At 72.1% G+C, this 23824-nt stretch carries 21 protein-coding genes; 7 read left to right on the top strand and 14 right to left on the bottom strand.

The features are described 5' to 3' along the window. Positions 1–20 precede the first annotated feature (20 nt). From ACFYZ3_RS04205 to ACFYZ3_RS04175, 7 genes are all read left to right on the top strand, one after another. A complete protein-coding gene (locus ACFYZ3_RS04205) occupies positions 21–1040 on the top strand; it encodes a hypothetical protein (RefSeq protein WP_388513855.1) in 1020 nt (339 codons plus the stop codon). Then, positions 1037–2308, top strand: a complete 1272-nt coding sequence (locus ACFYZ3_RS04200; RefSeq protein WP_388513853.1) for a sensor histidine kinase — start codon at positions 1037–1039, stop codon at positions 2306–2308. The genes ACFYZ3_RS04205 and ACFYZ3_RS04200 overlap by 4 nt, the downstream gene beginning before the upstream one ends. Continuing rightward, positions 2305–2964, top strand: coding sequence for a response regulator (locus ACFYZ3_RS04195; protein ID WP_388513852.1), 660 nt, complete (start codon positions 2305–2307; stop codon positions 2962–2964). The genes ACFYZ3_RS04200 and ACFYZ3_RS04195 overlap by 4 nt, the downstream gene beginning before the upstream one ends. A gap of 82 nt (positions 2965–3046) precedes the next feature. After that, entirely contained in the window at positions 3047–4501 is a 1455-nt protein-coding gene (locus ACFYZ3_RS04190; RefSeq protein ID WP_388513851.1) for a peptidoglycan D,D-transpeptidase FtsI family protein, read from the top strand. Between the two features lie 76 nt (positions 4502–4577). Then, complete coding sequence (locus tag ACFYZ3_RS04185; RefSeq protein ID WP_388513849.1) at positions 4578–5144, top strand: SigE family RNA polymerase sigma factor; 567 nt, start codon at positions 4578–4580, stop codon at positions 5142–5144. Beyond that, complete coding sequence (locus tag ACFYZ3_RS04180) at positions 5141–5884, top strand: hypothetical protein (RefSeq protein ID WP_388513847.1); 744 nt, start codon at positions 5141–5143, stop codon at positions 5882–5884. Before ACFYZ3_RS04185 ends, ACFYZ3_RS04180 begins: the two co-directional genes overlap by 4 nt. A gap of 185 nt (positions 5885–6069) precedes the next feature. Continuing rightward, positions 6070–8292: a family 43 glycosylhydrolase gene (locus tag ACFYZ3_RS04175; protein ID WP_388513845.1), complete on the top strand. Its 2223-nt coding sequence runs from the start codon at positions 6070–6072 to the stop codon at positions 8290–8292. Here the strand turns inward: ACFYZ3_RS04175 and ACFYZ3_RS04170 are convergent. The 14 genes from ACFYZ3_RS04170 to ACFYZ3_RS04105 form a co-directional block, all read right to left on the bottom strand. Next, the gene (locus ACFYZ3_RS04170) at positions 8277–9074 is read right to left on the bottom strand and encodes an HAD family acid phosphatase (RefSeq protein ID WP_388513843.1); all 798 of its coding nucleotides are present in this window, start codon (positions 9072–9074) and stop codon (positions 8277–8279) included. The two genes, ACFYZ3_RS04175 and ACFYZ3_RS04170, sit on opposite strands and share 16 nt — an antisense overlap. Positions 9075–9206: 132 nt before the next feature. Continuing rightward, positions 9207–10343, bottom strand: a complete 1137-nt coding sequence (locus tag ACFYZ3_RS04165; protein WP_388513841.1) for a pectinesterase family protein — start codon at positions 10341–10343, stop codon at positions 9207–9209. A 47-nt stretch (positions 10344–10390) separates the two neighbouring features. Next, the gene (locus tag ACFYZ3_RS04160; RefSeq protein WP_388513840.1) at positions 10391–11725 is read right to left on the bottom strand and encodes a polysaccharide lyase family 1 protein; all 1335 of its coding nucleotides are present in this window, start codon (positions 11723–11725) and stop codon (positions 10391–10393) included. A 40-nt stretch (positions 11726–11765) separates the two neighbouring features. After that, positions 11766–12569, bottom strand: coding sequence for a rhamnogalacturonan acetylesterase (locus tag ACFYZ3_RS04155; RefSeq protein WP_388513838.1), 804 nt, complete (start codon positions 12567–12569; stop codon positions 11766–11768). Positions 12570–12703: 134 nt separating this feature from the next. Then, positions 12704–14074 (bottom strand): ABC transporter substrate-binding protein, encoded by a 1371-nt coding sequence (locus ACFYZ3_RS04150; RefSeq protein ID WP_388513837.1) that lies wholly within the window; start codon positions 14072–14074, stop codon positions 12704–12706. A 64-nt stretch (positions 14075–14138) separates the two neighbouring features. Continuing rightward, positions 14139–15713 (bottom strand): family 43 glycosylhydrolase, encoded by a 1575-nt coding sequence (locus tag ACFYZ3_RS04145; protein ID WP_388513835.1) that lies wholly within the window; start codon positions 15711–15713, stop codon positions 14139–14141. Further along, positions 15710–16555 (bottom strand): PmoA family protein, encoded by an 846-nt coding sequence (locus ACFYZ3_RS04140; protein WP_388513833.1) that lies wholly within the window; start codon positions 16553–16555, stop codon positions 15710–15712. Before ACFYZ3_RS04140 ends, ACFYZ3_RS04145 begins: the two co-directional genes overlap by 4 nt. Next, positions 16552–17709 carry a Gfo/Idh/MocA family protein gene (locus tag ACFYZ3_RS04135; protein ID WP_388513832.1) on the bottom strand — a complete coding sequence of 386 codons (1158 nt, stop codon included), beginning with the start codon at positions 17707–17709 and terminating at the stop codon, positions 16552–16554. Before ACFYZ3_RS04135 ends, ACFYZ3_RS04140 begins: the two co-directional genes overlap by 4 nt. Then, positions 17706–18602 (bottom strand): carbohydrate ABC transporter permease, encoded by an 897-nt coding sequence (locus ACFYZ3_RS04130; protein WP_003976934.1) that lies wholly within the window; start codon positions 18600–18602, stop codon positions 17706–17708. The genes ACFYZ3_RS04135 and ACFYZ3_RS04130 overlap by 4 nt, the downstream gene beginning before the upstream one ends. Continuing rightward, positions 18599–19534, bottom strand: coding sequence for a carbohydrate ABC transporter permease (locus ACFYZ3_RS04125; protein WP_109031995.1), 936 nt, complete (start codon positions 19532–19534; stop codon positions 18599–18601). Before ACFYZ3_RS04125 ends, ACFYZ3_RS04130 begins: the two co-directional genes overlap by 4 nt. A 118-nt stretch (positions 19535–19652) precedes the next feature. Beyond that, positions 19653–21383, bottom strand: coding sequence for an L-arabinonate dehydratase (gene araD / locus ACFYZ3_RS04120; protein WP_388513830.1), 1731 nt, complete (start codon positions 21381–21383; stop codon positions 19653–19655). Further along, positions 21380–22288 carry a dihydrodipicolinate synthase family protein gene (locus ACFYZ3_RS04115; protein ID WP_388513828.1) on the bottom strand — a complete coding sequence of 303 codons (909 nt, stop codon included), beginning with the start codon at positions 22286–22288 and terminating at the stop codon, positions 21380–21382. Before ACFYZ3_RS04115 ends, araD begins: the two co-directional genes overlap by 4 nt. Continuing rightward, positions 22285–22953 (bottom strand): GntR family transcriptional regulator, encoded by a 669-nt coding sequence (locus ACFYZ3_RS04110; RefSeq protein WP_388513827.1) that lies wholly within the window; start codon positions 22951–22953, stop codon positions 22285–22287. Before ACFYZ3_RS04110 ends, ACFYZ3_RS04115 begins: the two co-directional genes overlap by 4 nt. A gap of 181 nt (positions 22954–23134) precedes the next feature. Further along, entirely contained in the window at positions 23135–23734 is a 600-nt protein-coding gene (locus tag ACFYZ3_RS04105; protein WP_361007775.1) for a TIGR03086 family metal-binding protein, read from the bottom strand. Positions 23735–23824 lie beyond the last annotated feature (90 nt).

Here is a 23824-nt window from a genome sequence, read left to right as displayed (position 1 = left end):
GCGGGCGGGAGCGTGGACGCATGACGCCGACGCCCGCCTCCGCCTCCGCCCCGCCCGCCTCGGCTCCGCCCACGGGTCCCACCCGGCCCCGGCGGCTGCTGCGGGCGGTCGCCGTCGTGGCCTGTCTGCCCTACCTCGCGCTCAAGGCCGCCTGGATCGGCGGCAGCCGGGCCGGTATCCCGGAGGGCAGCGCGCTGCTCGACCACCGGACGGCCCTGATCGTCGGCAACGGCGTCTCCGTCCTGCTGGACAGCTGCGTGATCGTGCTCGCGCTGGTGCTGACCCGGCCCTGGGGGCGCCGGGTGCCCGCCTGGTCGCTGGCGTTCCCGGTGTGGGTCGCCACCGGGCTGCTCGCGCCGATCATGGCGGGGTACCCGCTGCAACTCCTCGCGCGGGCGGTCACCGGCCCGGTCGCCACGTCCGCCGACCCCCGGCGGGAGCCCTTCCTGCACGAGTGGGTGTTCGGGGTCGTGTACGGCGGGTTCATCGTGCAGGGCCTCGCCCTGGGAGCCCTGTTCGTGCTCTACGCCCGGGACCGCTGGGGGTGGTTGTGGCGCGGTCGGACGCGGGACCTGCCGGCCGCCGTCACCGGTGGGATGCCGCGGGCCGCGACCGCCGTGGCCGCCGTGCTCGCGCTGTTCCCGCTCGTGGTCCGGCTGCTGTGGGCCTGCGGCTCCACCGCCGGGCTCGGCGCGGACCGGGCGGCGGACCGCACGAGTGACTTCTACGTGCTCGAGGGCCTCTACGTCGGCTTCCTCGTCCTGGCCGTCGCCGCCGGCGCGGTGCTCGCCTTCCGCCGGGCCCGCGACCTGCCGGTCGCCGTGCCGCTCGCCACGGCCTGGGTCTGCTCCGGTGCGGTGGCCTGCTGGGGCGGCTGGATGCTGCTCGCCTCCCTGATCGGTCCGGGCGAACCCGCCGACCGCCCGACACGGTTGATGATCGTCACCTACGCTGCCCAGATGACCGTCGGCCTCCTCCTCGCCGCCTCGGGCGCGCGCTTCCTCGCGGGGCGGTCGGCCGCCGACCGCGTCCGGCCGTGACCGCACTCGCCCGGCTGCTGTTCGGCCGGCGGGCGCGCCTGAGGTGGATCCACCTGATCCTCGGCGGCGCGCTCGCCATGCCGTACGTCCTCGTCGGCTCGGTCGTCGTCGGCCCGGTCGCCGGGGGTGCGAACGTCTTCGGTTCACTCCGCCTCCAACTCGCCGCGTTCGCCGTCGGGTTGCCGCTCGCCGCCGTCACCTCGCTGTTCCCGCTGACCCGCCCCCTGGAGTCGGGAGTGGTGCGGTGGCTGTGCGGTGTGGAGGCCGACCGGCTCGCGTACGGGCCCGCCCGGACCAGGGGCGAGAAGGGGCGCACGGCGGCCTGGTTCACGCTGCACCTGGGGGCCGGCGGGATCGTGGCGGGGATGTCGCTGGCGGTGCCGCCGTTCGCGGGCACGCTGATCGTCCTGCCCTTCGTGCCGGCGCTGCGCGAGGGGCGGCTGGGGCTGCCCGGCTTCTTCCACCACGCCTGGGCGCTCGTCCTCTCGCCGCTCGCGGGCGTCGCCATGCTGGTCGCGCTGGCCGGATGCGCCGCCGCCTGCGGCACGCTGCTGGCCCGCTGGGCGCCGGACCTGCTCGGCCCGTCCGCGGCGGACCGGGTGGCGGCGGCCGAGGCACGCGCCGCCGACCTCGCCGTCCGCAACCGGCTCGCGCGCGAACTGCACGACTCCGTCGGCCACGCGCTGAGCGCGGTCACCCTCCAGGCGAGCGCCGCCCGCCGGGTCCTGGACACCGACCCGGAGTTCGTCCGCGAGGCGCTCGCCGCGATCGAGGACACCACCCGTCGCACGGTCGGCGAACTCGACGCCGTACTGGGCGTCCTGCGCGACGGCGACGCACCCGGTGACCCCTGGGACACCGCGCCCGCGCCGACGCTCGCCACCGACCTCGACGGCCTGCTGCGCCGCACCCGCGCGGGCGGACTGCGCGTGGACGCCGCCGTCGCCGCCGTCGCCACCGACCCGCGGGCGCTGCCGCCGCCCGTCTCCCGCGAGGCCTACCGCATCGTGCAGGAGGGGCTGAGCAACGCGCTCAGGCACGCGGGTGGGGAGGCCGCCGTGACGCTCCGCGTCGAGGTGCTGGACCGGCACCTGCGGATCACCGTCGAGAATCCCGTCGGCTCCGTCCCAGCCCCGCGCCCCGGCGGCGGCCACGGCCTGCGCGGCATCGCCGACCGGGCCCGGCTGCTGGGCGGAGCGGCAGAGGCGGGCCCCGCTGGTCCGGTGTGGCGACTGCACGTCCGACTGCCGTTGAAGGGAACCGCGTGACCCAGCCGCCGATCCGGATCGTCCTCGCCGACGACGAGCGCATGGTCCGTACCGCCCTGCGCGCCATCCTCGCCGCCGAACCGGATCTGGAGGTCGTCGGTGAGGCCGCCACCGGTGCCGAGGCCGTCTCCGTCGTGCGGGAGGTCCGGCCCGACGTGGTCCTGATGGACGTCCGCATGCCCGGGGTCGACGGCATCCGCGCCACCGAGCAGATCCTCGCCACGCTCGCCGAACCGCCCCGCGTCGTCGTCGTGACCACCTTCGAGAACGACTCCTACGTCTACGACGCCCTGCGCGCCGGTGCCGCCGGTTTCCTGCTCAAGCGCGCCGACGCCGACACCCTCGTCCGGGCGGTGCGGCTGGTGGCGCACAGCGACACGCTGCTGTTCCCGTCGGCGGTGCGCACGCTGGCGGCCGAGCACGCGCGCGCGAATCCCGCCCCGCCGGCGTGGGTGGCGCGGCTCACCGAACGCGAGGGCGAGGTGCTGCGCCTGATGGCGACCGGGCTGACCAACGCGGAGATCGCCGGGCGGCTGGGGGTGGGCCCGGCCACGGCGAAGACCCATGTGGCGGCGGTGCTGGCGAAGACCGGCGCCCGGGATCGCACCCAGGCGGTGATCCGGGCCTACGAGGCGGGCTTCATGAACGGGCGATGAGACGGGATGAGAAAGATGAGAAATCGGGGCACACGGGAACGACCGCCGCCCGCCCGTTCGTCCTGTCAGCGGGATGAACGGGATGAACAAGACGATCAGGCGCGCCTCGGTCTTCACGCTGCTCCTGGTGTTCGCTCTGCTGGTCAGGGCGACCTGGGTGCAGTTCTACGAGGGACAGGCACTCGCCGACGGCAAGGACAACCGACGGAACGCGATCGAGACGTACGCGGAGCCGCTCGGGAACATCATCGTGGGCGGCCGGTCGGTCACCGGCTCGGCGCCGACGGAGGGCGGCGACCTCGCGTACAAACGCACGTACGAGAACGGGAAGCTGTACGCGGCGGTGACGGGCTACGCCTCGCAGGCGTACGCGCCGACCCAGCTGGAGGGCATCTACCAGGACGTGCTCAACGGCACCGATCCGCGGCTGAAGACGGTGACGGACACCGTCACCGGCACCCGGGCGGAGCCGGGCAACGTGGTGACGACGATCGACCCGGCCGTGCAGAAGGCCGGGTTCGAGGCGCTGGGCGACAAGAAGGGCGCCGCCGTCGCGATCGACCCGAAGACGGGCCGGATCCTGTCGGTCGTGTCGACCCCCTCCTACGACCCGACGTCGCTGACCGACGCCAACACCGCCGGTGAGGCCTGGGAGAAGCTCACCGCCGACCCGGACAAGCCGCTGACCAACCGGGCGCTGCGCCAGCCGCTGCCGCCGGGCTCGACGTTCAAGCTGGTCGTGGCGGCCGCCGCACTGGAGAACGGGCTGTACGACTCGGTGGACGAGAAGACCGACAGCCCCGATCCGTACACGCTCCCGGGCACCACCACGGACCTGACCAACGAGAATCCGAACGCGCCCTGCGAGAACGCCACGATCCGCACCGCGCTGCAGTACTCGTGCAACAACGTCTTCGCGAAGATGGCCGTCGACCTCGGCCAGGACGAGCTGCGCGCCATGGCCGAGAAGTTCGGCTTCAACGACGAGTCGCAGGACGTGCCGGTACGGGCGTACACCAGCGTCTACCCGAAGGACATGAACCGGTCGTCGACGGCCCTGACGGGTATCGGCCAGTTCGACGTGACGGCGACCCCGCTCCAGATGGCGATGGTCTCCGCGGCCCTCGCGGGCGGCGGCGAGCTGGTCTCCCCGCACATGGTGTCGCAGGTCACCGACAGCGGCGGCGACGTCCTGGAGGACCACACCGACCCGGACTCGAAGCGGATCGTCAGCTCGAACACGGCCGAGCAGTTGCAGTCGGCCATGGAGACCGTCGTCGAGGACGGCACGGGCTCGAACGCGCAGATCTCCGGGGCGACGGTGGGCGGCAAGACGGGCACGGCCCAGCACGGCGAGAACAACAGCAAGACGCCGTACGCCTGGTTCACCTCCTACGCCAAGTCCGACTCGTCGGACAAGGAGGTCGCGGTGGCGGTCATCGTCGAGCAGTCCGACGCGGCCCGCAGCGAGGTCAGCGGCAACGGCCTGGCGGCCCCGGTGGCCAAGGCGATGATGGAGGCGGCGCTCAAGGGCTGACTTTGCGGGGGTCGTTCGGGTTCGGTCTGCCGTACGGTGTTCGGCACCCGGGAAGCCGCTGCGAGGAGAGTCCGCCGTGGGGACAGTCGTCGACGACGCCGCCTCCGCGGAGTTCCACGCCTTCTTCGAGCGTCACTACGCCGAACTCTCCCGGCTCGCCCAGCTGCTGACGGGCGAGCCGGACGCCGCCGACGACCTCGCGGCGGACGCCCTGCTGGCCCTGTGGCACCGCTGGGACCGGGTGCGCGCGGCAGACCATCCGACGGCGTACGCCCGCGGTGTCGTCGCCAACCTCGCCCGCACCCGCATCCGGACCGCCGTGCGCGAACGCAGACGCGTCGCCCTGTTCTGGTCGCAGCGCGAGGAGCGGACGGAGAACCCGGACGTCGCCGGCGTGGTGGACGTGCGGGAGGCGCTGCGCCGGCTGCCGTTCCGCAAGCGGGCGTGCGTGGTGCTGCGGCACTCCTTCGACCTCTCCGAGAGGGACACGGCGCTCGCCCTGGGCGTGTCGGTGGGTACGGTGAAGAGCCAGACGTCGAAGGGAGTGGCCGAACTGCAGCGGCTGCTCGGCACCCGGGCGGCTCCCCGGCAGGTGCACGCGGCGATCGCACGCAGCGGTGGGGCAGCGGGAGGGAACCGATGACCGGGCGGCGGGACGTGGACGAGGAGCTGCGTGTCCGGCTGCGCGAGGCGGCCGGGGCGCACGAGCCCGACCGGGCCCGCATCCTGGCCCGGGTCGAGCGCGGCATGACGGACCGGGACCGCCCCGCGCGGCACCGGTCGGTCCGTCCGACGCTGCTGGGCTGGGTCCGGGTGGCCGGTGCGACGGCGGCGGTGGCCGGCGTCCTGGCCGCCGGCGGCTACGCGGTCGCGTCCGCGGTGAGGGACGAGGCCCCCGCCCAGCGCTCGGTCGCCACCTCCCCGGTCCCCGCACCGTCACCCGGGGACGCCACCACGGGCCGGCCGCCCGCCTCCGGCGTCGCGGACGGCCCGCTGTGGTCGGACGGCTCGGTGGACCCGCACAGCAACGACTTCTGGGCGCAGAGCAACGTCACCCTCAAGGCGAGCGCTCCCCTGACCGCGCTCACCGTCGAACTGAGGGTGGCGCAGACCGGGTCGGTCACCTCCACCGGGGCCTGGCGATCGCTGCCGGAGGGCGACTTCACGCTCACGGTCGAGGAACGGGACGGTTTCCTCGTCCACCGGTGGACGCTCAAGCCGGGGCGCACGGTCCCGGCGGGCGAGTGGATCTTCGCCGGCCAGTACAACCACGAGCGCGGTGGCCGGGACGCCCGCGGCGACCGCTACTCGGCGACGGCCACCGCCGCGTCCGGGCAGTTCTCGGTGCGGGGCGACTTCGCGCCCCGCGGCGACGACTCGTGAAGAACCCCTGAGGACCCGGCAACCCGTTCCGCGCCGGTGACGACCGATGAGTGTGTTCGATATACCGACCACCGACCGACCCGCCGGATTTTCCTCCCACCGTTCCGTTGACGCCCCGACCGGCACTGGCGACACTCAAGTGCACGCCATCCAACACAATCACTCAGACTCCCACAGGAAGTGTCATGCGCCGTCACACCGCTCGCCGCACGCTTCTGGTCCCCTTCCTCGCTCTCCTCCTCGCCCTGCTCGCCGCCCCGCCGGGCGCCGCCCGTCCGGAAGCACCGCCCGCGCAGAAGAATCCGTACGCCGGATACCTCTTCGCCTACTTCACCGGCGAGGGCACCGCCGACGGCGAGCAGATCCGCTACGCCCTCAGCCGCGGCAACGACGCCCTGCACTGGCGCGAGTTGAACGGGGGCGAGCCCGTGCTGACCTCCACGACCGGCGAGAAGGGCCTGCGCGACCCGTTCGTGATCCGCTCCCCCGAGGGCGACCGGTTCTACCTGATCGCCACCGATCTGCGGATGTACCGCAACAGCAGCGGCAGCTGGGACGAGGTCCAGCGGCACGGCAGCAAGTCGATCATGGTGTGGGAGTCCACCGACCTGGTCCACTGGACCGACCAGCGCCTGGTGAAGGTGTCCCCGGACAACGCGGGCAACACCTGGGCGCCGGAGGCCTACTGGGACGACGAGCTGGACGCCTACGTCGTCTTCTGGGCGTCCAAGCTCTACGCCGACGACGACCCGGACCACACGGGCTCGACGTACAACAAGATGCTGTACGCCACCACGAAGGACTTCCGCACCTTCAGCGAGCCGAAGGTCTGGAACGACCCGGGCTACTCGGTCATCGACTCGACGGTCGTCGCGCACGAGGGCACGTACTACCGCTACACCAAGGACGAGCGCGACCCGTCCTCCGGCTCCCCCTGCTCGAAGTTCATCACCGCCGAGAAGTCGGCCTCGCTCACCGACACCTCGTACGACTTCGTCTCCGACTGCATCGGCAGCGGCGCGATGGACCGGGGCGAGGGACCGACGGTGTTCAAGTCGAACACCGAGGAGAAGTGGTACCTGTTCGTCGACGAGTACGGCGGCCGGGGCTACCTCCCCTTCGAGACCACCGACCTCGACTCGGGCAGGTGGACGCCCTCGACCGGCTACCAGCTGCCCGCCAGCCCCCGGCACGGAACGGTGATACCGGTGACGCAGGCGGAGTACGACCGGCTGCTGGCCGCCTACCCGGCGAGCCCCGCCTCGGTCGTGGACGCCGCGGCGCGCGGGCAGAAGGGTTACGCGGTCGTCAGCGAGGAGACCGGCAAGGTCGTCCTGCCGATGGAGCCGCGCACCAACCTGCGCCACCTGGCCCCGAAGCTGTGGGTCGGCGAGGGCGCGACGGTCAGCCCGCGGTCCGGTACGCGCCGCGACTTCCGCAGGCCGCAGACGTACACGGTGACGGCCGCCGACGGCACCCGGCGCACCTGGACCGTCGAGGCGGTGCCCACCCGCAGCCCGGTCCTGCCCGGCCTGTACGCGGATCCCGACGTGCGGTACATGGACGGCCGGTACTGGATCTATCCGACGACGGACGGCTTCCCCGGCTGGAGCGGCACCCGGTTCAAGGCGTTCTCGTCGAAGGACCTGGTCCACTGGAAGGACCACGGCGTCATCCTCGACCTGGGGCCGGACGTGACCTGGGCGGACAAGAACGCCTGGGCCCCGGCGATCGCCGAACGCGACGGCAGGTACTACTTCTACTTCTGCGCCGAGCAGCAGATCGGCGTCGCGGTGGCCGACTCCCCGGCCGGTCCCTTCACGGACGCGCTGGGCAGGCCACTGGTCGCCAAGGGGCAGTTCGACGGCCAGATGATCGACCCGTCCGTCTTCACCGACGACGACGGGCAGTCGTACCTGTACTGGGGGAACGGGCACGGTTACGTGGCCCCGCTGAACGACGACATGGTGTCGTTCGACGCGTCGCGGGTGAAGGACATCACCCCGGGCGACTTCCGCGAGGGGTCGTTCGTGGTGAAGCGCGGCGGAACCTACTACTTCATGTGGTCGCAGGACGACACGCGCAGCGAGAACTACCACGTGGCGTACGCGACCGGCCCGTCGCCGCTCGGCCCGTGGACCGAGCGCGGCACGATCCTGTCCAAGCGCCCGGAGTACGGCATCCTCGGCACCGGCCACCACTCCGTGGTCAACACGCCCGGCACCGACGACTGGTACATCGTCTACCACCGGTTCGCGCTGAACGGTCCCGGCGGGTCCGGCGGGGACGGCACCCACCGGGAGACCACGATCGACCGGCTGGAGTTCGCCTCCGACGGCACGATCGAGCCGGTCGTGCCGACCCTGGGGTCCGTCCCCGCCGTTGCCGGGCGCTACTCCACGAAGTAGGTCGGGTTGGGCAGCTTGTACGTCCGGTCCGCGTAGCCGCCCTGGAGGTCGGAGTACTGGTCGCCGAAGTTGGCGACGATGTCGTACCCGAGGTCCCGCTCGATGTGCCGGCGGGTACCCGCCTTGTACTGCACGGTGGTGCACGTCCAGGTGCCCGGGGTGGCGCAGTGGGCCAGGTAGGAGGGCGGGTTCGCCTTGTCCTTGAGGAACATGTGGCCGGCGTCGAGGTTCACCCCGGCGCCGACCTTCTCCAGGTTCTCGACGGCGGCTGCGCGCTGCGCCTCGCTCAGGCCGGAGTTGTAGAAGACCTCGACGCCCTTCTTCTCGGCGTACCGGGCGAGTTCGGGGCTGCCGGGGACCGCCGGGCGGTCGGCGCGGTCGACGTAGGCGGCCCAGGTGGCGCCGTCGTAGCCGTAGTTGTTCTTCTTCTCGTAGTCGAGGCTGAGGAGCAGCGTGTCGTCGATGTCGAAGACGACCGCGGGCCTGGTGTGCTTGTGGTGCGCCGTGCGGACGGCCCGGTCGATCTGCTTCTTCGCGGCGGCGTCGACGCGGGCCAGGTCCGCGGCGTAGGGGCTGTCCGGGGATGCCTGGTAGACGCCGTCGGCGTCGAGGGTGGTGCCGTAGTAGGCGTCGATGTCCTTGGCCAGCACCCCGATGTTGTACGGCTCGTGGGTGGAGTTGGCCGTCGACTGGCCGGCGGTGGCGGCGCCCGTTCCGTACAGGACGGCACCGGCGACGGCACAGGCGGCGGTGACGGTCGCGATGCGCAGTGGTTTATGCATGACACAGTTTTCTACGCGCGTCACCCGGGTGAGCGCGAGACCCGTGGCCGGATCCGCGCCCCTTTACCTGGCAAAAATCACGTCAAGCAGGTCAAGTACCGGTCACCTGCGGACCGGTCACCTGCGGACCGGTCACCGCCGCCGGTCGTAGGGCCGCCAGTCGCCGAGGTACGCCTCGCGGGTGTACGCGGCGGCCTCGGCGCGGGTGAGCTGCGGCCGGTTATCCGGGACGGTGACCTCGGCGCCGGGGCCGGTGTTGCGGTACTCGCGGAACCGCTGCTCCTGCCAGGGGTACGCGTCGCGCATGTTGGCGTACGGCGCCGCCGCGTCGATGCCCGCGCCGAGGCGGGTCTCGCGCACGGTGAGCATCGGACGGGCGGTGGCGTCGGAGCTGGGCACCCAGGGGCGGGCCAGCTTGTAGTAGCCGTCGGGGGCCTCGCTGCTGACGCGGCCCCGGATCACCAGGTAGCCGCGCGGGTTGGCGCCCGCCGTGGACGGCGCGAACACGAAGCCGTACGGGGCGGCGTCGAGGTCGGGGCGGACCAGGGTGCGGAAGTGGCACTGCTCGTACACCGCGGTCGCCCGGCCGAAGACGAAGTCGACGTCGCCCTCGACGTAGCAGCGCTCGAAGTACTGGCGGGCGAAGAGGGAGAGGTCGCGGCTGTCGGCGTAGAGGGTGTCCTGGTGGCCGAGGAAACGGCAGTCGTGGAAGGCGGAGCGGTCGCCCATGACCTTGATCGCGACCGCCTGGGTGCCGGTCCAGTCGGGCCGGTCGGCGCGCAGCCAGTCGTTGGCGAAGGTGACGGCGCGGGCGGTGAAGCCGTCGGCGCGCACGGTGGTGGTGGCCGAACCGCTGGTGCCGTAGGTGCCGGAGCCGTCCGGCTTGGGGGTGCCGGCCGCGTTGTCGTAGACGATGACGACGTCGCGCGGGTCGCCGGAGGCTCCGATCCAGGTCGCACCGGTGCGCTCGGCGTCGACGGAGACCGTCTCGCGGTAGGTGCCCGGGGCGAGGACGAGCGTCCAGCCGTCGCCCCCGGCGGCGTCGACCGCGCTCTGGACGGAGGTGAAGTCGCCGCGGCCGTACGGGTCGACGTACAGGGTCTTGGGTGTGCGGCGGGCGCGCGGTGAGCCGTACCTGCCGAAGGGACGCGGGTGCGGGTGCGGTCGGGTTCCGGCGGCGGCGGGACCGGCTGCCGCGAGGCCGAGGGCGGCGCCCGCGCCGGCGGTCGCCAGGAGGAAGCCTCTGCGGGATGGGGCGGGTCGGTGCATGCGGATGCTCCTTCGGGGGTGGGCCGGGGCGGTGCGGGGGACGGGTGTCAGCGCAGGCGGCCGGCGCCCGCGCCGTGGTCGACGACGAAGGGGACCGCCCGGGACGGGAGGACCTTGGTGCGCAGCGAGGGCGTCCAGCCCGCGCCGGAGCGCAGGACCGCGTCCGGGTTCTCGGCGTTGTGGGCGGCGATCAGGTCGACGGTGCGGCCGTTGACGCGGTTGTGGGCGGCGCTGAGCGGCGAGTCGTTCCAGCGCTTGAGCACCTTCGCGGGGCTGACGCCGGCCGGCAGGGTGAAGGCGTTGTGCTCGGCGACGAGCGCGGACTCCTTGCCGACGCCGAAGCTGTAGGCGTAGTCGTCCGAGGCCACGAAGTGGTTGTTGTAGACGTCGACCTGGCCGAAGCGGACGCGGGGCGCGCGCTCGACGAGGTTCTTGAACAGGTTGTGGTGGAAGGTCACCTTCAGGTGGCCCCGGTCGACGGCGGCGGTGGACTCGCTGTCGCTGTTGCCGATCAGGATCGTCTTGTCGTGCTCGGTGAAGACGTTCCAGGAGGCGGTGACGTGGTCGGCGCCCTTGACGATGTCCAGTTGGCCGTCGTGCTGCTGGTAGAGCATGCCGAAGTAGGTGGGCGCCGCGCTGTCGGGGTGCTCGCCGTCGGTGAAGGTGTTGTGGTCCAGCCAGACGTGGGTCGACCCGTACACGACGGCGCTGTCGTACTCGGAGTTCCAGTTGCCCTGGTCCCCGTCCGTCGGGTCCCACTGCGGGAAGCAGTCGACGGGGCTCTCGAAGGTCAGGTTGCGGACGATGACGTTGTCCACGTCCTTGATCTGGAGGCTGGCGCCCTTGAGCGCGGCGCCCCGGCCGACACCGATGATGGTGGTGTCGGAGGGGACGTTCGCCTTGATGGACCGGTCCTGCTGTGCGGCGGAGACGCGGCGCAGGCCCTCGGGGCTGTCGTCGGGCTCGGCGCTCAGGTCGGTCTCCCTGCCCCAGTTCTCCGGGGAGTACTTCTCCAGGTAGGCGTCGAAGTCGTAGCCGGGCGCGGCGAAGGCCTCGCAGCCCTCCGAGACGGCGTCGACGGTGCCCTTGACCTTGATGATCCTGGGCGCGGTGCCGTCGGCGGCGAGGGCGGCCTTGAACTCGGCCCAGGTGGAGACGGTGTACACGTGCTCCGCGTCGGCGGCGGACCCGCCGGTGGTGCCGGTGCCGTGCGATCCCCAGCCGTCGCCCGCCGGCAGCGTCTGCCGGGCGGTGTCCCGGGGGTGGTGGTGCCCGGGGCGGGCCTCGGCCGTGGCGGCCGTCAGGCTCAGCACGAGGGCGGTGCAGCCGACGAGCGCGGCGCTTCTCTTTATGGCATGCCCATGCCATCTCTGGATGCTCATGGTGCGGCTCTCCTTGTTCTCGGGTCGGTCGACGTCGGTGTTACGCGGTGGCCGGCGCGGGCCAGCTGATCCAGGACCCGGGGATCTCCTCGTCCAGCCGGCGCACGTCCCGGTGCGCCAGTACGCGCCCGCGCAGCAGCTCCCGGGCGACGAGCCGGGCGACCGCGATCGCGCCCGGCGGGTTGAAGTGGGTGTTGTCCTGCTCGGTGGCGGTCCAGTTGAAGTACGCCTTGGTCTCCTCGGCCCCGAGCCGCTGCCACAGCGCGAGTGACAGCGCCTGTACGTCGAGCAGCGCCACGCCCTCCTGCCGCGCGAGCGCCCGCATCGCCGCCGGGTACTCGCCGTGACTGGGCACGGCCTTCCCCTCCGCGTCGAACCGCCGCCGCTCCACGGGCGTGGCCAGCACCGGCCGCGCCCCGCGGGCCCGCGCCCCGTCGACGTACCTCCGCAGATACTGCTGGTACGTCGTCCAGGGCTCGGTGTAGCGGGTGGGGTCCTCGTCCTTCTCGTCGTTGTGGGCGAACTGGATCAGCAGGAAGTCACCGGGCCGGATGGCGCCCAGGACGACATCGAGCCGCCCCTCGTCGACGAAGCTCTTGGAACTCCGCCCGTTCACGGCGTGGTTGGCGACCCGGAGATCCTTGCGGAGGAAGAACGGCAACGCCATCCCCCACCCGGTCTCGGGAGCGGCGTCGGAGTACTTCTGCGCGGCGGTGGAGTCCCCGGCGATGAAGAGGGTGCGGGGGTGGTGGCGCCCCCCGGCGTGGGCGGTGCCGCTGACCGCGAAAGCCAAGGGTATGGCGGCAACGGCGGCTGAGGTGACTTGTCTTCGGCTGAGTGACACGCCGGTCTGCCTTTCAAGAGGGGGATGGGCAGCTCCCTCAGGGGCGCGGGGAACTGCGTGACAAGCCACGGACGGCCCGCAGCCCGCGACGAACCACGGACCACCCACGGCGAAACCGAGACCGAAACCGCCGACTAACCCATCTGTTCCGTCCACTCGGCCTGCGCCTCATTCAGCTTGTCGGCCAGCCCGTCCAGGAAGTCCTTCGCACTCATGTCACCCAGCAGCACCTTCTGGAACCCCGGCTCACTCTCCGACTTGGACAGCGTGTTCCAGTCCGGCAGGTAGTACGGCAGCTGAACAATGGTCGTAGACCCGTCATTCAGCGCCTGCGCCGCCAGCTTCGTCGGCTCCGCCTTCTGGATCCACGCGTCGCTCGCCGCCTCGGTGTTGGACGGCACCTGCCCGGCCGACTCGTTGAACTTCGAGTTCTGCTCCTTCGACGTGGCGAACTCGATGAACTTCCAGGCGGCCTCCTTGTTCTTCGAGCTCTTGAACATGCCGAGCCCGTCGACCGGGTTGGACACCTGGACCCGCTTGCCGGAGGCGCCGACCGGCTGCGGGATGCCGCGGAACTTGCCGACGCCGAGCGCCTTCACGTGGTCCTGGTAGGAACCCAGGTTGTGGTTGAGCATGCCGATGGTGCCGGTGTCCCACTGGGCCACCATCTTGGCGAAGTCGTTGTTGACGTCGGCGGCCGGCGTGACCTTCTTGTAGAGGGCCGCGTACTTCTCCAGCGCCTCGACGTTCTTCGGGTCGTTGACGGTGGTCTTCTTCTTGCCGGCGTCCCAGAACGAGGTGATGCCGGACTGCCCGTACATCGCGTCAAGTGCCTGGGCGATGGATCCGGAGCCGCCGCGGATGGTGTAGCCGAACTCGTTCTTGCCCGCGTCGGTGAGCTTCTCGGCGGCGGAGTAGAACTTGTCCCACGTCGTCGGCGCGTCGAGACCGGCCTTCTCGAACAGGTCGGTGCGGTAGTAGAGGACGCCGTTGTTGGCGGAGGTCGGCATCGAGTACAGGGTGCCGTCGCCACCGCCCGCGGCCTTCAGGGACTCGACCATGTCCTTGTTGAGCTTGGCGCTCAGGGAGGACTTGGCGAGCCGGTCGTCCAGCGGCTCCAGGGCGCCCTGGGCGGAGAAGCCCGCGAGCATCGACGCCGTCACGCCGCCGACGTCCGGCAGGCCGCCGCCCTGGATGGCGGTGTCCACCTTGGACTGGTACTCGGTGGCGGCGATGCCGACGTACTCCACGTCGATGTCCGGGTTCGCCTTCTCGAAGTCGGCGATGATCGTCTTCCAGACGGCCGTACGGATACCGCCGTTGTTGTCCCAGAAGGTGATCTTCCCCTTGCCGCTGCCCTCGGCCCCCTTGTCGCCGCCCGCCCCGCTGCCGTCGTCACCGCAGGCGGTGGCGGTCAGCGCGAGCACGGCCCCCAGGGCGACGGCGGCGGACGTCCGGCGCCTGACTGTGCCTTTGTCTCTGCTGCTGAGCATGCTGATCCTCATTGGTCGGCTCTCTTCTTCCGGATCTTCTGGATCGAACAAAGCGGTGGAACGACAACGTGGGGGTTCAGTGGGGCCCGAGGCGGAACCGCGTGAAGGTGGCGGCGCCGGCGGGACCCTGGCCGGCGGGCGCGAGGGCGAACAGTCCGAGCAGTGCGCCGACCCAGCGCCAGGGGGTGGCGGCGAACTCCCGGCCGACGGGGTGCGGGCCCTCGCCGAGGCCGTCGCCGCCGGGATCGTCGTCGAGGAGGTCGTAGGAGAAGCGGCAGCGCGCCCCGGGGACCGTCTCGATCCGCAGCCTGGCCCGTCCCCCGGGTGCGGGGCGGGGCCGGTCGGCGTCCCGCTCGGCCTCGGCCACGGACTCGGCGAAGCGGTGCACCAGGTGCACGGTCCCGTCGGTGTCCCGCTGGAGCCCGATCCAGCGGTAGGCGTCGCCGAGCACCGCGAGCCCGGCCCGCGCGCCGGGTTCCTCGCTGTCCAGGCGCAGCTCGACCTCGATCACCGAGGGCTCGCCGGGGAAGCGCTGGGTCAGGACGCTAGGCAGCAGGCGCAGGTCGTGCGCGTCGGCCGAGCGGACGCAGGCGAGGCGCAGCCCGTCCCCGGCGTGCTGGGTGGCCCAGCCGGCCCGGGGGTTGGCCGTCCACGACCACTGGCGGCCGAACCGTCCGCCGGGGAAGTCGTCGTCGGTGGCGGGCGCGGCGGGCGGCTGCGGAGGCAGGGCGGGACGCCGGTGCTCGGCGACCGGGGCGCCCTCGTCGCCCAGGACCGGCCAGCCGTCCGAGTCCCACCGCATCGGCTGGAGGTGGACCACCCTCCCGTACGCGCCGCGCTGCTGGAAGTGCAGGAACCAGTCCTCGCCGGACGCCGTGCGCACCCAGCCGCCCTGGTGGGGGCCGTTGACGTCGGTGTCCTTCTGTTCCAGGACGACCTTCTCCTCGTACGGCCCGAAGAACTCGCGGGAGCGGAAGGCGCCCTGCCAGCCGGTCTCCACCGATCCGGCGGGGGCGAGGATCCAGTACCAGCCGTCGTGCCGGTAGAGCTTGGGACCCTCCAGGGTGAACCAGCCGGGGAGCCGGTCGCCGTCGACGATCACCTTGCCGTCGTCGAGGAGTCCGGTGCCGTCGGGGCGCATGCGGTGGCCGGTGAGGCGGTTCTTGATCCCGGAGCGGGAGCGGGCCCAGGCGTGCACGAGGTACGCCTCGCCGCTCTCGTCGTCCCACAGGGGGCAGGGGTCGATCAGGCCCTTGCCCGCCTTGACCAGGTGGGGCGCGGTCCACGGGCCCCGGATGTCGGGGGCGTTGACCTGGAAGACGCCCTGGTCCGGGTCGCCCCAGAAGATCCAGAAGCGGCCCGCGTGGTGGCGCAGGGCCGGCGCCCAGACTCCGCAGTCGTGGCGGGGCCGCACGAACTCCCGCTCGGGCTCCAGGCGCTCCAGGGCGTGCCCGACCAGGGTCCAGTCGACCAGGTTCCGGGAGTGCAGGAGCGGCAGGCCGGGGGCGCGGCCGAAGCTGGACGCGGTCAGGTAGAAGTCGTCGCCGACGCGGACGACGTCCGGGTCGGACCAGTCGGCGTTCAGGACGGGGTTGGTGTACGTCCCCGCGGTCCCGGTGGCCGTCCCGATGGCGCTCTCGGCGGCGGTCACGGGCTCACCGCCTTGCGTACGAGGGCGGCGGCGCCGTCGGCGTCGAGGCGGCCGTCGGCGACGACGGTGACGATCCGCCGGACCAGGGTGTCGCCCGGGGCGACGGTCACGCGGTCGTCGTGGGCCAGCGAGGAGCCGACGCCCGGGTACTCCTCGGTGCGCACGAACCACGGGTCGCGCCGGGTGCGTTCGGTGACTCCGGCGAACACCAGCGACCAGGTCTCCCCGGTCAGGGCGAGCCAGTCGGCGCTGCGGCCGTGCACCTCCCGTTCGCCCTCCCGGTCGGCGGTGAACACGCCGGGCGCCGTGCTCTCCTTGCGGGCGCGCCAGAAGAAGCCGCCGTACGCGGCGCCGGGGCGGCCGTTGGTGGCGGGGCTGCCGAGGGTGAGCGGGTCGGGGGTGACGTTGGTGAGGGAGAAGGTGAAGTCCAGTGCCCAGGCGGTGCCGGTGAGTTCGCCGGCCGCGACCGTGCGGCGCTCGCGCAGCAGTTCGGTGCCGGCGGCGACCCAGCGCAGCTCCTCGACGAAGCCGTCGGGGTCGCGGAGCTGGAAGGCGGTGTGCCGCTGGGTGCCGTGGTTGTCCAGCTCGGTCGGCCCCTGGTCGCGGACGTAGGTGCGCCCGCCCCAGAAGTTGTGCCCCTCGACGTCGGGAACGGCGACACCGACGCCGAGGTGATGGAGGTGGTCGGCCGGGCTGAACTCGGTGACGGCCGTGCCGGCCAGGGTGGCGACGGGGTGCAGGTAGGGGCGGGGGGAGAGCCGGTGGGGCAGTTCGGGCCGGGTCACGTAGCGGGCGACGGGGCGGCCCGCCACGCGCAGCACCGGGGAGTCGTTGCCGGTCATCGGGTGCTCACCTCGTATCGCGGGTGCTCGGTGCGCGGCGCCCAGGGCGCGCCCAGTTCGGAGTAGAGGGAGAGGGTGTCGGCGGCGGCGGCCACGAGGCCGTCGATGCCGGGGACCACGCGGCGCCGTTCGCCGGGGACGCGGCGCCAGGCGGCCTCGGGCAGCGGCTCCGGGTCGGGGGCCCGGCGGATCGCCTCGACCACCCGCATGAAGGCGCCCGTCTCGTCCGGCGGGACCAGCAGCGGGGCGCCGGTGATCAGGTGGTCGACCAGGTTATCCAGCAGGTCGGTGCGGTCGTGGTGGAACTCCTCGGGGCCGTGGCCGCCGCGCTGGAGCAGGACCCGGTCCTGCTTGTACCAGAAGGTGACGCGGCCGCTGGAGCCGTGCACCAGGACGTACGGCTCGGCGGCCCGCTCCGCGCACAGGGTGGCGGCGACGGTGACGCGGTGCCCGCGCGCGGTACCGATCCGCACGCAGGAGGTGTCGTCGGCCTCGATGTCGTTGGCGTGGCTCAGCTCGGTCTCGATGCCGGTGACGTCCTCGGCGCGGTCGGTGCCGCCGAGCGCGAGGGCGGTGGCGACGGCGTGCGCCAGCGGGTTGGTCAGCGCGCCGTCGATCACGTCGGCGCCGTTCAGCCGCCGCTTGCCCGACCAGGGCGCCCGGCGGAAGTAGTCCTCGTCGCGCACCCAGGCGCCGGCCCCGCCGACGCCCACGACCTCGCCGATCGCGCCCTGGGCGATCAGCTCGCGGATGGCCGGCACGGCGTGCGAGCCCAGTGACTGGAACCCGACCTGGCAGGCGACGCCGGCCTCGGCGACCCCGTCGGCCATGCGCCGGAACTCGGCGTACGACGGCGCCGGGGGCTTCTCGAGGAGCAGGTGCACGCCCCGCCGGGCGGCGGTCAGCGCGAGGTCGGTGTGGGTGGGGATCGGCGTGCAGATCACGGCGATCCGGGCGCCGGTGGAGTCGAGCAGGGCGCCGAAGTCGGCGGACTGCTCGGGGAGTTCACCCCCGGCCTCCTGTTCGGTCAGCGGAGTCAGCTCGCAGATGCCGGCCAGCCGGACCAGTCCCGCCCGCTCCAGGCGGCGGATGTTGGCGACGTGCCAGCGGCCGTGGCCGCGGGCGCCGGCGAGGACGACGGGAACCCGGCTCATCCCTTCACCGCCCCCGCGCTGAAGCCGGTGATCAGCCACTTCTGGATGAAGGCGAAGACGATCACGACGGGAACGGCGGCGACGATGCCGCCGGCGGCGAGCGCGCCGAGGTCGACGCTGTCCGCGCTCATCAGGGAGTTGAGGCCGACCGGGATGGTCTGCTTGCTCTGGTTGTTGAGGAACATCAGGGCGAACAGGAAGTGGTTCCAGGAGTGCACGAAGGCGAAGGAGCCCACCGCGATCAGTCCCGGCCGCAGCAGGGGCAGTACGACGATCCGGAAGGCCCGGAACCGGCCGCAGCCGTCGACCCAGGCGGCCTCCTCCAGGGAGTACGGCACGTTCTTGATGAAGTTGCTGATCAGGATGATCGACAGCGGCAGCTGGAAGACCGTCTCGGCGATGATGACGCTGCCGAGCGAGTTGATCATCTGGAGTCCGGCGAAGATCTCGAACAGCGGCACGAGCAGCAGCGCGCCGGGCACGAACTGCGAGCAGAGCAGGGCGAGCATGAAGCCGCGCTTGATCCTGAAGTCGAACCGGGCGAGGGCGTAGCCGCCGGCCAGGGCGACGAGCGTGGTCATCACCAGGGTGGCGAGCCCGACGTACACGCTGTTGGTGAAGTAGGTGCCGAAGCCGCGGTCGGTCCACACCTTCTCGAAGTGCTCGGTGGTCATCGGCCAGGGCACGAGCGAGGTCGACCCGGTCGGGCGCAGCGCGAAGAGCAGGATCCAGTAGAACGGGATCAGGGTGAAGACCAGGTAGATCCCGAGCGGCAGGTAGATCTGCCAGCGGGGCACCTCGTCCCAGGCCGGGCGCTTCTTGCCGGGCCGCGCCGCCGCGGGGGCGACCGGCGTGGGGGCGGGGGCGGCCGCGGGGGCCTCTTTGGTGATCACTTGTTCTCGCCTCCGAACTTGCTCAGCCGCAGGTAGACGATCGAGCAGAAGAGCAGGATCACGAACGCGACCGTGGTGAGGGCCGACGCGTAGCCGAAGTCGTGGGCGTCGACGCTGGTGTTGGCGATGTACAGGGGCAACGTCGTGGTCTCGCCCGCGGGTCCGCCGCCGGTCAGGGTGTAGAGCAGGTCGACGTTGTTGAACTCCCACACCGCGCGCAGCAGGGTGGACAGGATGATGGCGTCCTTCAGGTGCGGCAGCGTGATGTGCCAGAACTGCTTGAGCCGGCTCGCCCCGTCGACCTCGGCGGCCTCGTACAGGTCCTTGGAGACGGACTGGAGGTCGGCGAGGATGAGGATGGCGAAGAAGGGCACGCCGCGCCAGAGGTCGGCGACCACCGCCGCGGAGAAGACCGTCGAGGTGTCGGAGAGCCAGCTGGTGCCGTACGAGCCGATGCCCATGTCCGCGAGGTAGCGGGTGACGCCGGTCTGGGAGTTGTAGAGCAGTACCCAGATCGCGGAGGTCAGGACGCCGGAGACGGCCCACGGGGAGAAGACCATGGCCCGCCCGATGCCCCGGCCCACGAAGGTCTGGTTGACGATGAGCGCCAGCGCCAGCCCGAAGAGCAGTTGCAGTCCGACCTCGACGAAGACCCACTTGGCGCTGAAGACGAGGGTGTCCCAGAACACCGGGTCCTCGGTGAAGATCTTGACGAAGTTGTCGAAGCCCGCGAAGCCGTTCCGCCACGGCTTGGTGGGGTTGTACTCCTGCAGGCTGTAGTAGAAGACGCTGATGACCGGGTAGGCGATGAAGCCCAGCATCAGCAGGGCGGCCGGTCCGATCAGCAGGTAGGGGAGCCTGCGCGGCGTGGCCGAGGCACGGCGCCGCCGGGGTGGCGCGGGCGGTTTCGCCACGGCTGCGGCTTGGGCCATGACAGTTCTCCGTTCTAGTACGTCTACGTCGTGCGGGCGTTCGCGGAGCGTTCGTGAGGCGCGGTGGGAAGCGCTTTCTCCGTGGGCAGGGGTGTGCGGGGTCCCGCCGTCGGCGGGCTCAGCCCGCGTAGGGGTCCTGCACCTTGCCCGGGCGGGCCAGGAACTCGAAGTCGCAGCCGGTGTCGGCCTGGGTGATCTGTTCGTTGTAGAGCGCGCCGTAACCGCGCTCGCAGCGGGCGGGCGGCGGTGTCCAGGCGGTCCTGCGGCGCTCCAGCTCCTCGTCGTCCACGTTGAGCCGGAGGGAGCGCGCTTCGACGTCGAGGGTGATGGAGTCGCCGGTGCGCACCAGGGCGAGCGGTCCGCCGACGTACGACTCGGGGGCCACGTGCAGCACGCACGCGCCGTAACTGGTGCCGCTCATCCGGGCGTCGGAGATCCGGACCATGTCCCGCACGCCCTGCTTGAGCAGGTGGTCGGGGATGGGCAGCATGCCGTACTCGGGCATGCCCGGACCGCCCTTGGGTCCGGCGTTGCGGAGCACCAGCACACTGTCGGCGGTGATGCCGAGCTCCGGGTCGTTGATGGTGCGCTGCATGGTCCGGTAGTCGTCGAAGACGACGGCGGGACCGGTGTGCCTGAGCAGGTGCGGCTCGGCGGCGATGTGCTTGATGACGGCGCCGTCCGGGCACAGGTTGCCGCGCAGTACGGCGACCCCGCCCTCGCTCGCGACCGGGTTGTCACGGGTCCTGATGACGTCGTCGTGGTGGACGAGGGCGCCCTCCAGCTGCTCGCGCAGGGTGTCGTGCGCGACCGTGGGCCGGTCCAGGTGGAGCAGGTCGGTGATGCGGGAGAGGAAGCCGGGCAGTCCGCCGGCGAAGTGGAAGTCCTCCATCAGGTACGTCTGTCCGCCGGGGCGGACGTTGGCCAGCACCGGGACGGTGCGGGCGATGCGGTCGAAGTCGTCGAGGGTGAGGGTGACGCCCGCACGGCCCGCCATGGCGATCAGGTGGATCACGGCGTTGGTGGAGCCGCCGAGGCCGAGGACGGTGGTGACGGCGTCCTCGAAGGCGTCGGCGGTGAGGATGTCGCTCAGCCTCCGGTCCCGGTGGACCAGTTCGACGACGCGCAGTCCGGCCGCGGCGGCCATCCGGTCGTGCCCGGAGTCGACGGCCGGGATGCTGGAGGCCCCGGGGACGGTGACGCCGAGGGCCTCGGCGGCGGCGGTCAGGGTGGAGGCGGTGCCCATCGTCATGCAGTGGCCGGGCGAGCGGGCCAGGCCACTCTCCAGTTCCTGCATCTCGCAGTCGCCGATGAGGCCGGCCCGCTTGTCGTCCCAGTACTTCCACATGTCGGTGCCGGAGCCGAGGGTCTCGCCGCGCCAGTGCCCGGGGAGCATGGGCCCGGCGGGGACGAACACCGCGGGCAGGTCCACCGTGGCGGCGCCCATGAGCAGGGCGGGCGTGGACTTGTCGCAGCCGCCCATCAGCACGGCGCCGTCGACCGGGTAGGAGCGCAGCAGCTCCTCGGTCTCCATGGCGAGGAGGTTGCGGTAGAGCATCGGGGTCGGCTTCTGGAAGGTCTCGCTGAGTGTCGAGACCGGGAATTCGAGGGGGAAGCCGCCCGCCTGCCACACTCCCCGCTTGACCGCCTGGGCGCGGTCGCGCAGGTGGACGTGGCAGGGGTTGATGTCGGACCAGGTGTTGAGGATCGCGATGACGGGCTTGCCGAGGTGCTCCTCGGGCAGGTAGCCGAGCTGGCGGGTGCGGGCGCGGTGGCTGAAGGAGCGCAGGCCGTCCGTGCCGTACCACTGGTGACTGCGCAGCTCTTCCGGGGACTTCCTGGGGGTCATATGGACCACCCCGCGGCGATGGCGGCGACCTCGGCGCGTTCGCTCTCGGGCAGCGGCTTGCTCGGCGGGCGGACCTCCCGGCGGCACAGGCCCAGCGAGGCGAGGGCCTCCTTGACCACGGTGACGTTGTTGGCGGAGCCGTTGGCCGCGCGCAGTTCCTCGAAGCGGCGGATCTGCTCCCAGACCTTCATGGCACCCGGGTAGTCGCCCGACCGAAGCGCTTCGATCATGTTCAGCGAGACGGCCGGGGCGACGTTCACCAGGCCCGAGGTGAAGCCGGTGGCGCCCGCGGAGAAGTACGAGGGGGCGTAGGGCTCGGCGAGCCCCGCGACCCAGACGAACCGGTCGAGCCCGGCGTCGCGGGCGAACGCGGCGAACTTCGAGGCGTCCGGGACCGCGTACTTCACGCCGATCACGTTGGGGCAGGCGTCGGCGAGGTCGGCGAGGCGGGCGCCGGTGAGCTGGGCGTTGCGGATGTAGGGCACGACGCCCAGCTCGGGCACGGCCTCGGCGATGGCGCGGTGGTAGTCGACCCAGCCGCCCTGGGAGACGTAGGGATGGACGGGCTGGTGCACCATCACCATGGAGGCGCCCAGCTCGCGGGCGTGCCGGGCGGAGGCGACCGCGGTCGGCACGTCGTGGCCGACGCCGACCAGGATGTCCGCGCGCTCGCCCGCCTCCTCCATCGTCAGCTCGGTGACGAGGCGGCGCTCGGCCGGGTCCAGGGCGTAGAACTCGCCGGTGTTGCCGTTGGGGGTGAGGGTCGTGATGCCACCGTCGAGGAGACGACGCAGCAGGGCCCGGTAGGTGGCGGGGTCGACGGTGCCGTCCTCGGCGAACGGGGTCACCGGGATCGCCACCACGTCGGCCAGGGCCGCCCGCTGGGTCTCGAACGTCGCTGTCATGCCTGACCGTCCTCTTCCTGGGCCGCGTTCCCCGCTCCGGGGAAGGCCCGCTCGACGAACGACGCGATGTGCGCGTGCAGGGCGCGGGCCGCGCCGTCCGCGTCACCGGCGAGGGCGAGGCGCAGGATCTCCTGGTGCTCGCCGGCCTCCCGCTCCCAGGAGGGGTCGGCGGCCCAGGCGACCGCGGAGACGAGGGCCGCCTGGTCGCGGACCTCGTCGAGCATCCGGCCGAGCAGCGGGTTGCCGCACGGCACGTACAGGGCACGGTGGAACTCGCGGTTGGCCAGCGACCGTTCGGCCGTGTCCGTGGCCCGGTCGGCCCGGGCCAGGGCCTCGCGGGCGGCGTCCAGGGAGGCCTCCCGGCGCACGGCGCGCCTCAGCGCCTCGGGCTCCAGGAGGAGCCGGACGTCGTAGACCTCGCGCGCCATGTCCGCGTCCACCATGCGCACGGTGACGCCCTTGTACTGGCTCATCACGACCAGTCCGGTGCCGGCCAGCGTCTTGAGCGCCTCGCGCACCGGTGTCTTGGACACCCCGAACTGTGCGGCGAGGTCGGTCTCGACCAGGGCCTGGCCGGGCGTCAGCCGGCCGGTGAGGATGCGGCGTTTGATCTCCTCCAGCACGTACTGCGTGCGGGAGGGGATCGGCGTGGGCACAGAGGTCATGCGCGCCTCTCGGAATCTCGCGTCGGATGCGCGGACAGATCTCGGACATCAGCTCTCGACATCAGATCTCGCGTATCGCGTCTCATATATGACGTACGGAGTACGACGCGTTGAAGGTAAGAGGGGCGCGCGGCCACGTCAATGCTTCTGACAAAGGAAGTTGTGCCGGGTGCCGCCTTCCTCAGACGGTGCGGGTCCAGCCCGGGTCACGCCCGCTCAGCCCCACCGCGCGCTCCAGCAGCGGCGCGTCCGCGGGGACGGCGACGACCGGCCCGAACATGCCCTGGTCCCGCTCGGACTCCTCCGCGGCGGCGGCGAGCAGGCCGTGTGCCGCCCGCAGCGCGGCCGCGTCGGGGGCGTACTCCTGGCCGGTCGCGCGGGCCAGGTCCCAGCCGTGGATGACCAGTTCGTCGGCGACGACGGCACCGGCGACCTCGCCGGGCAGGTCGATGCCGCCGGCCCGGGTCATGCCCGTCCAGGCCCCGGGGTCCTGCCACGCCTCGGCGAGTTCGCCGAGCGCGGCGGCGAGCTCCTCGCGCCAGCCGGGACCGATGTCCGGCACGGACGCCTCGGGGCTGGTGTCGGTGGTGGGCCCGAGGTCCTTGCGCGCGGCGTCGCGGAAGGCGACGGCGAGACCGGTCAGGTGGCCGAGCAGGTTGCGCACCGCCAGGCCGGGGCAGGGCGTCGGGTCCGCGAGCCGGTCCTCGCGCACGCCGTCGGCGAGGCGGGTGAGGATCCGCGTCTGCGGACCCAGGTCGAGGGTGGTGGTCTCGGCGGTCATCGGCTGCTCCTCGGGATGTACGTGGCCGGCTCTCTCGGAGGGTGGACTCGTCGCACCCGCGAAACTCATCGGCCGCCGGGGCCGGTACTA

The organism is Streptomyces sp. NPDC001599 (assembly GCF_042893535.1).
In the GTDB taxonomy this organism is placed as follows: Bacteria; Actinomycetota; Actinomycetes; order Streptomycetales; family Streptomycetaceae; genus Streptomyces.
This window is presented reverse-complemented; position numbering and strand designations above follow the sequence as displayed.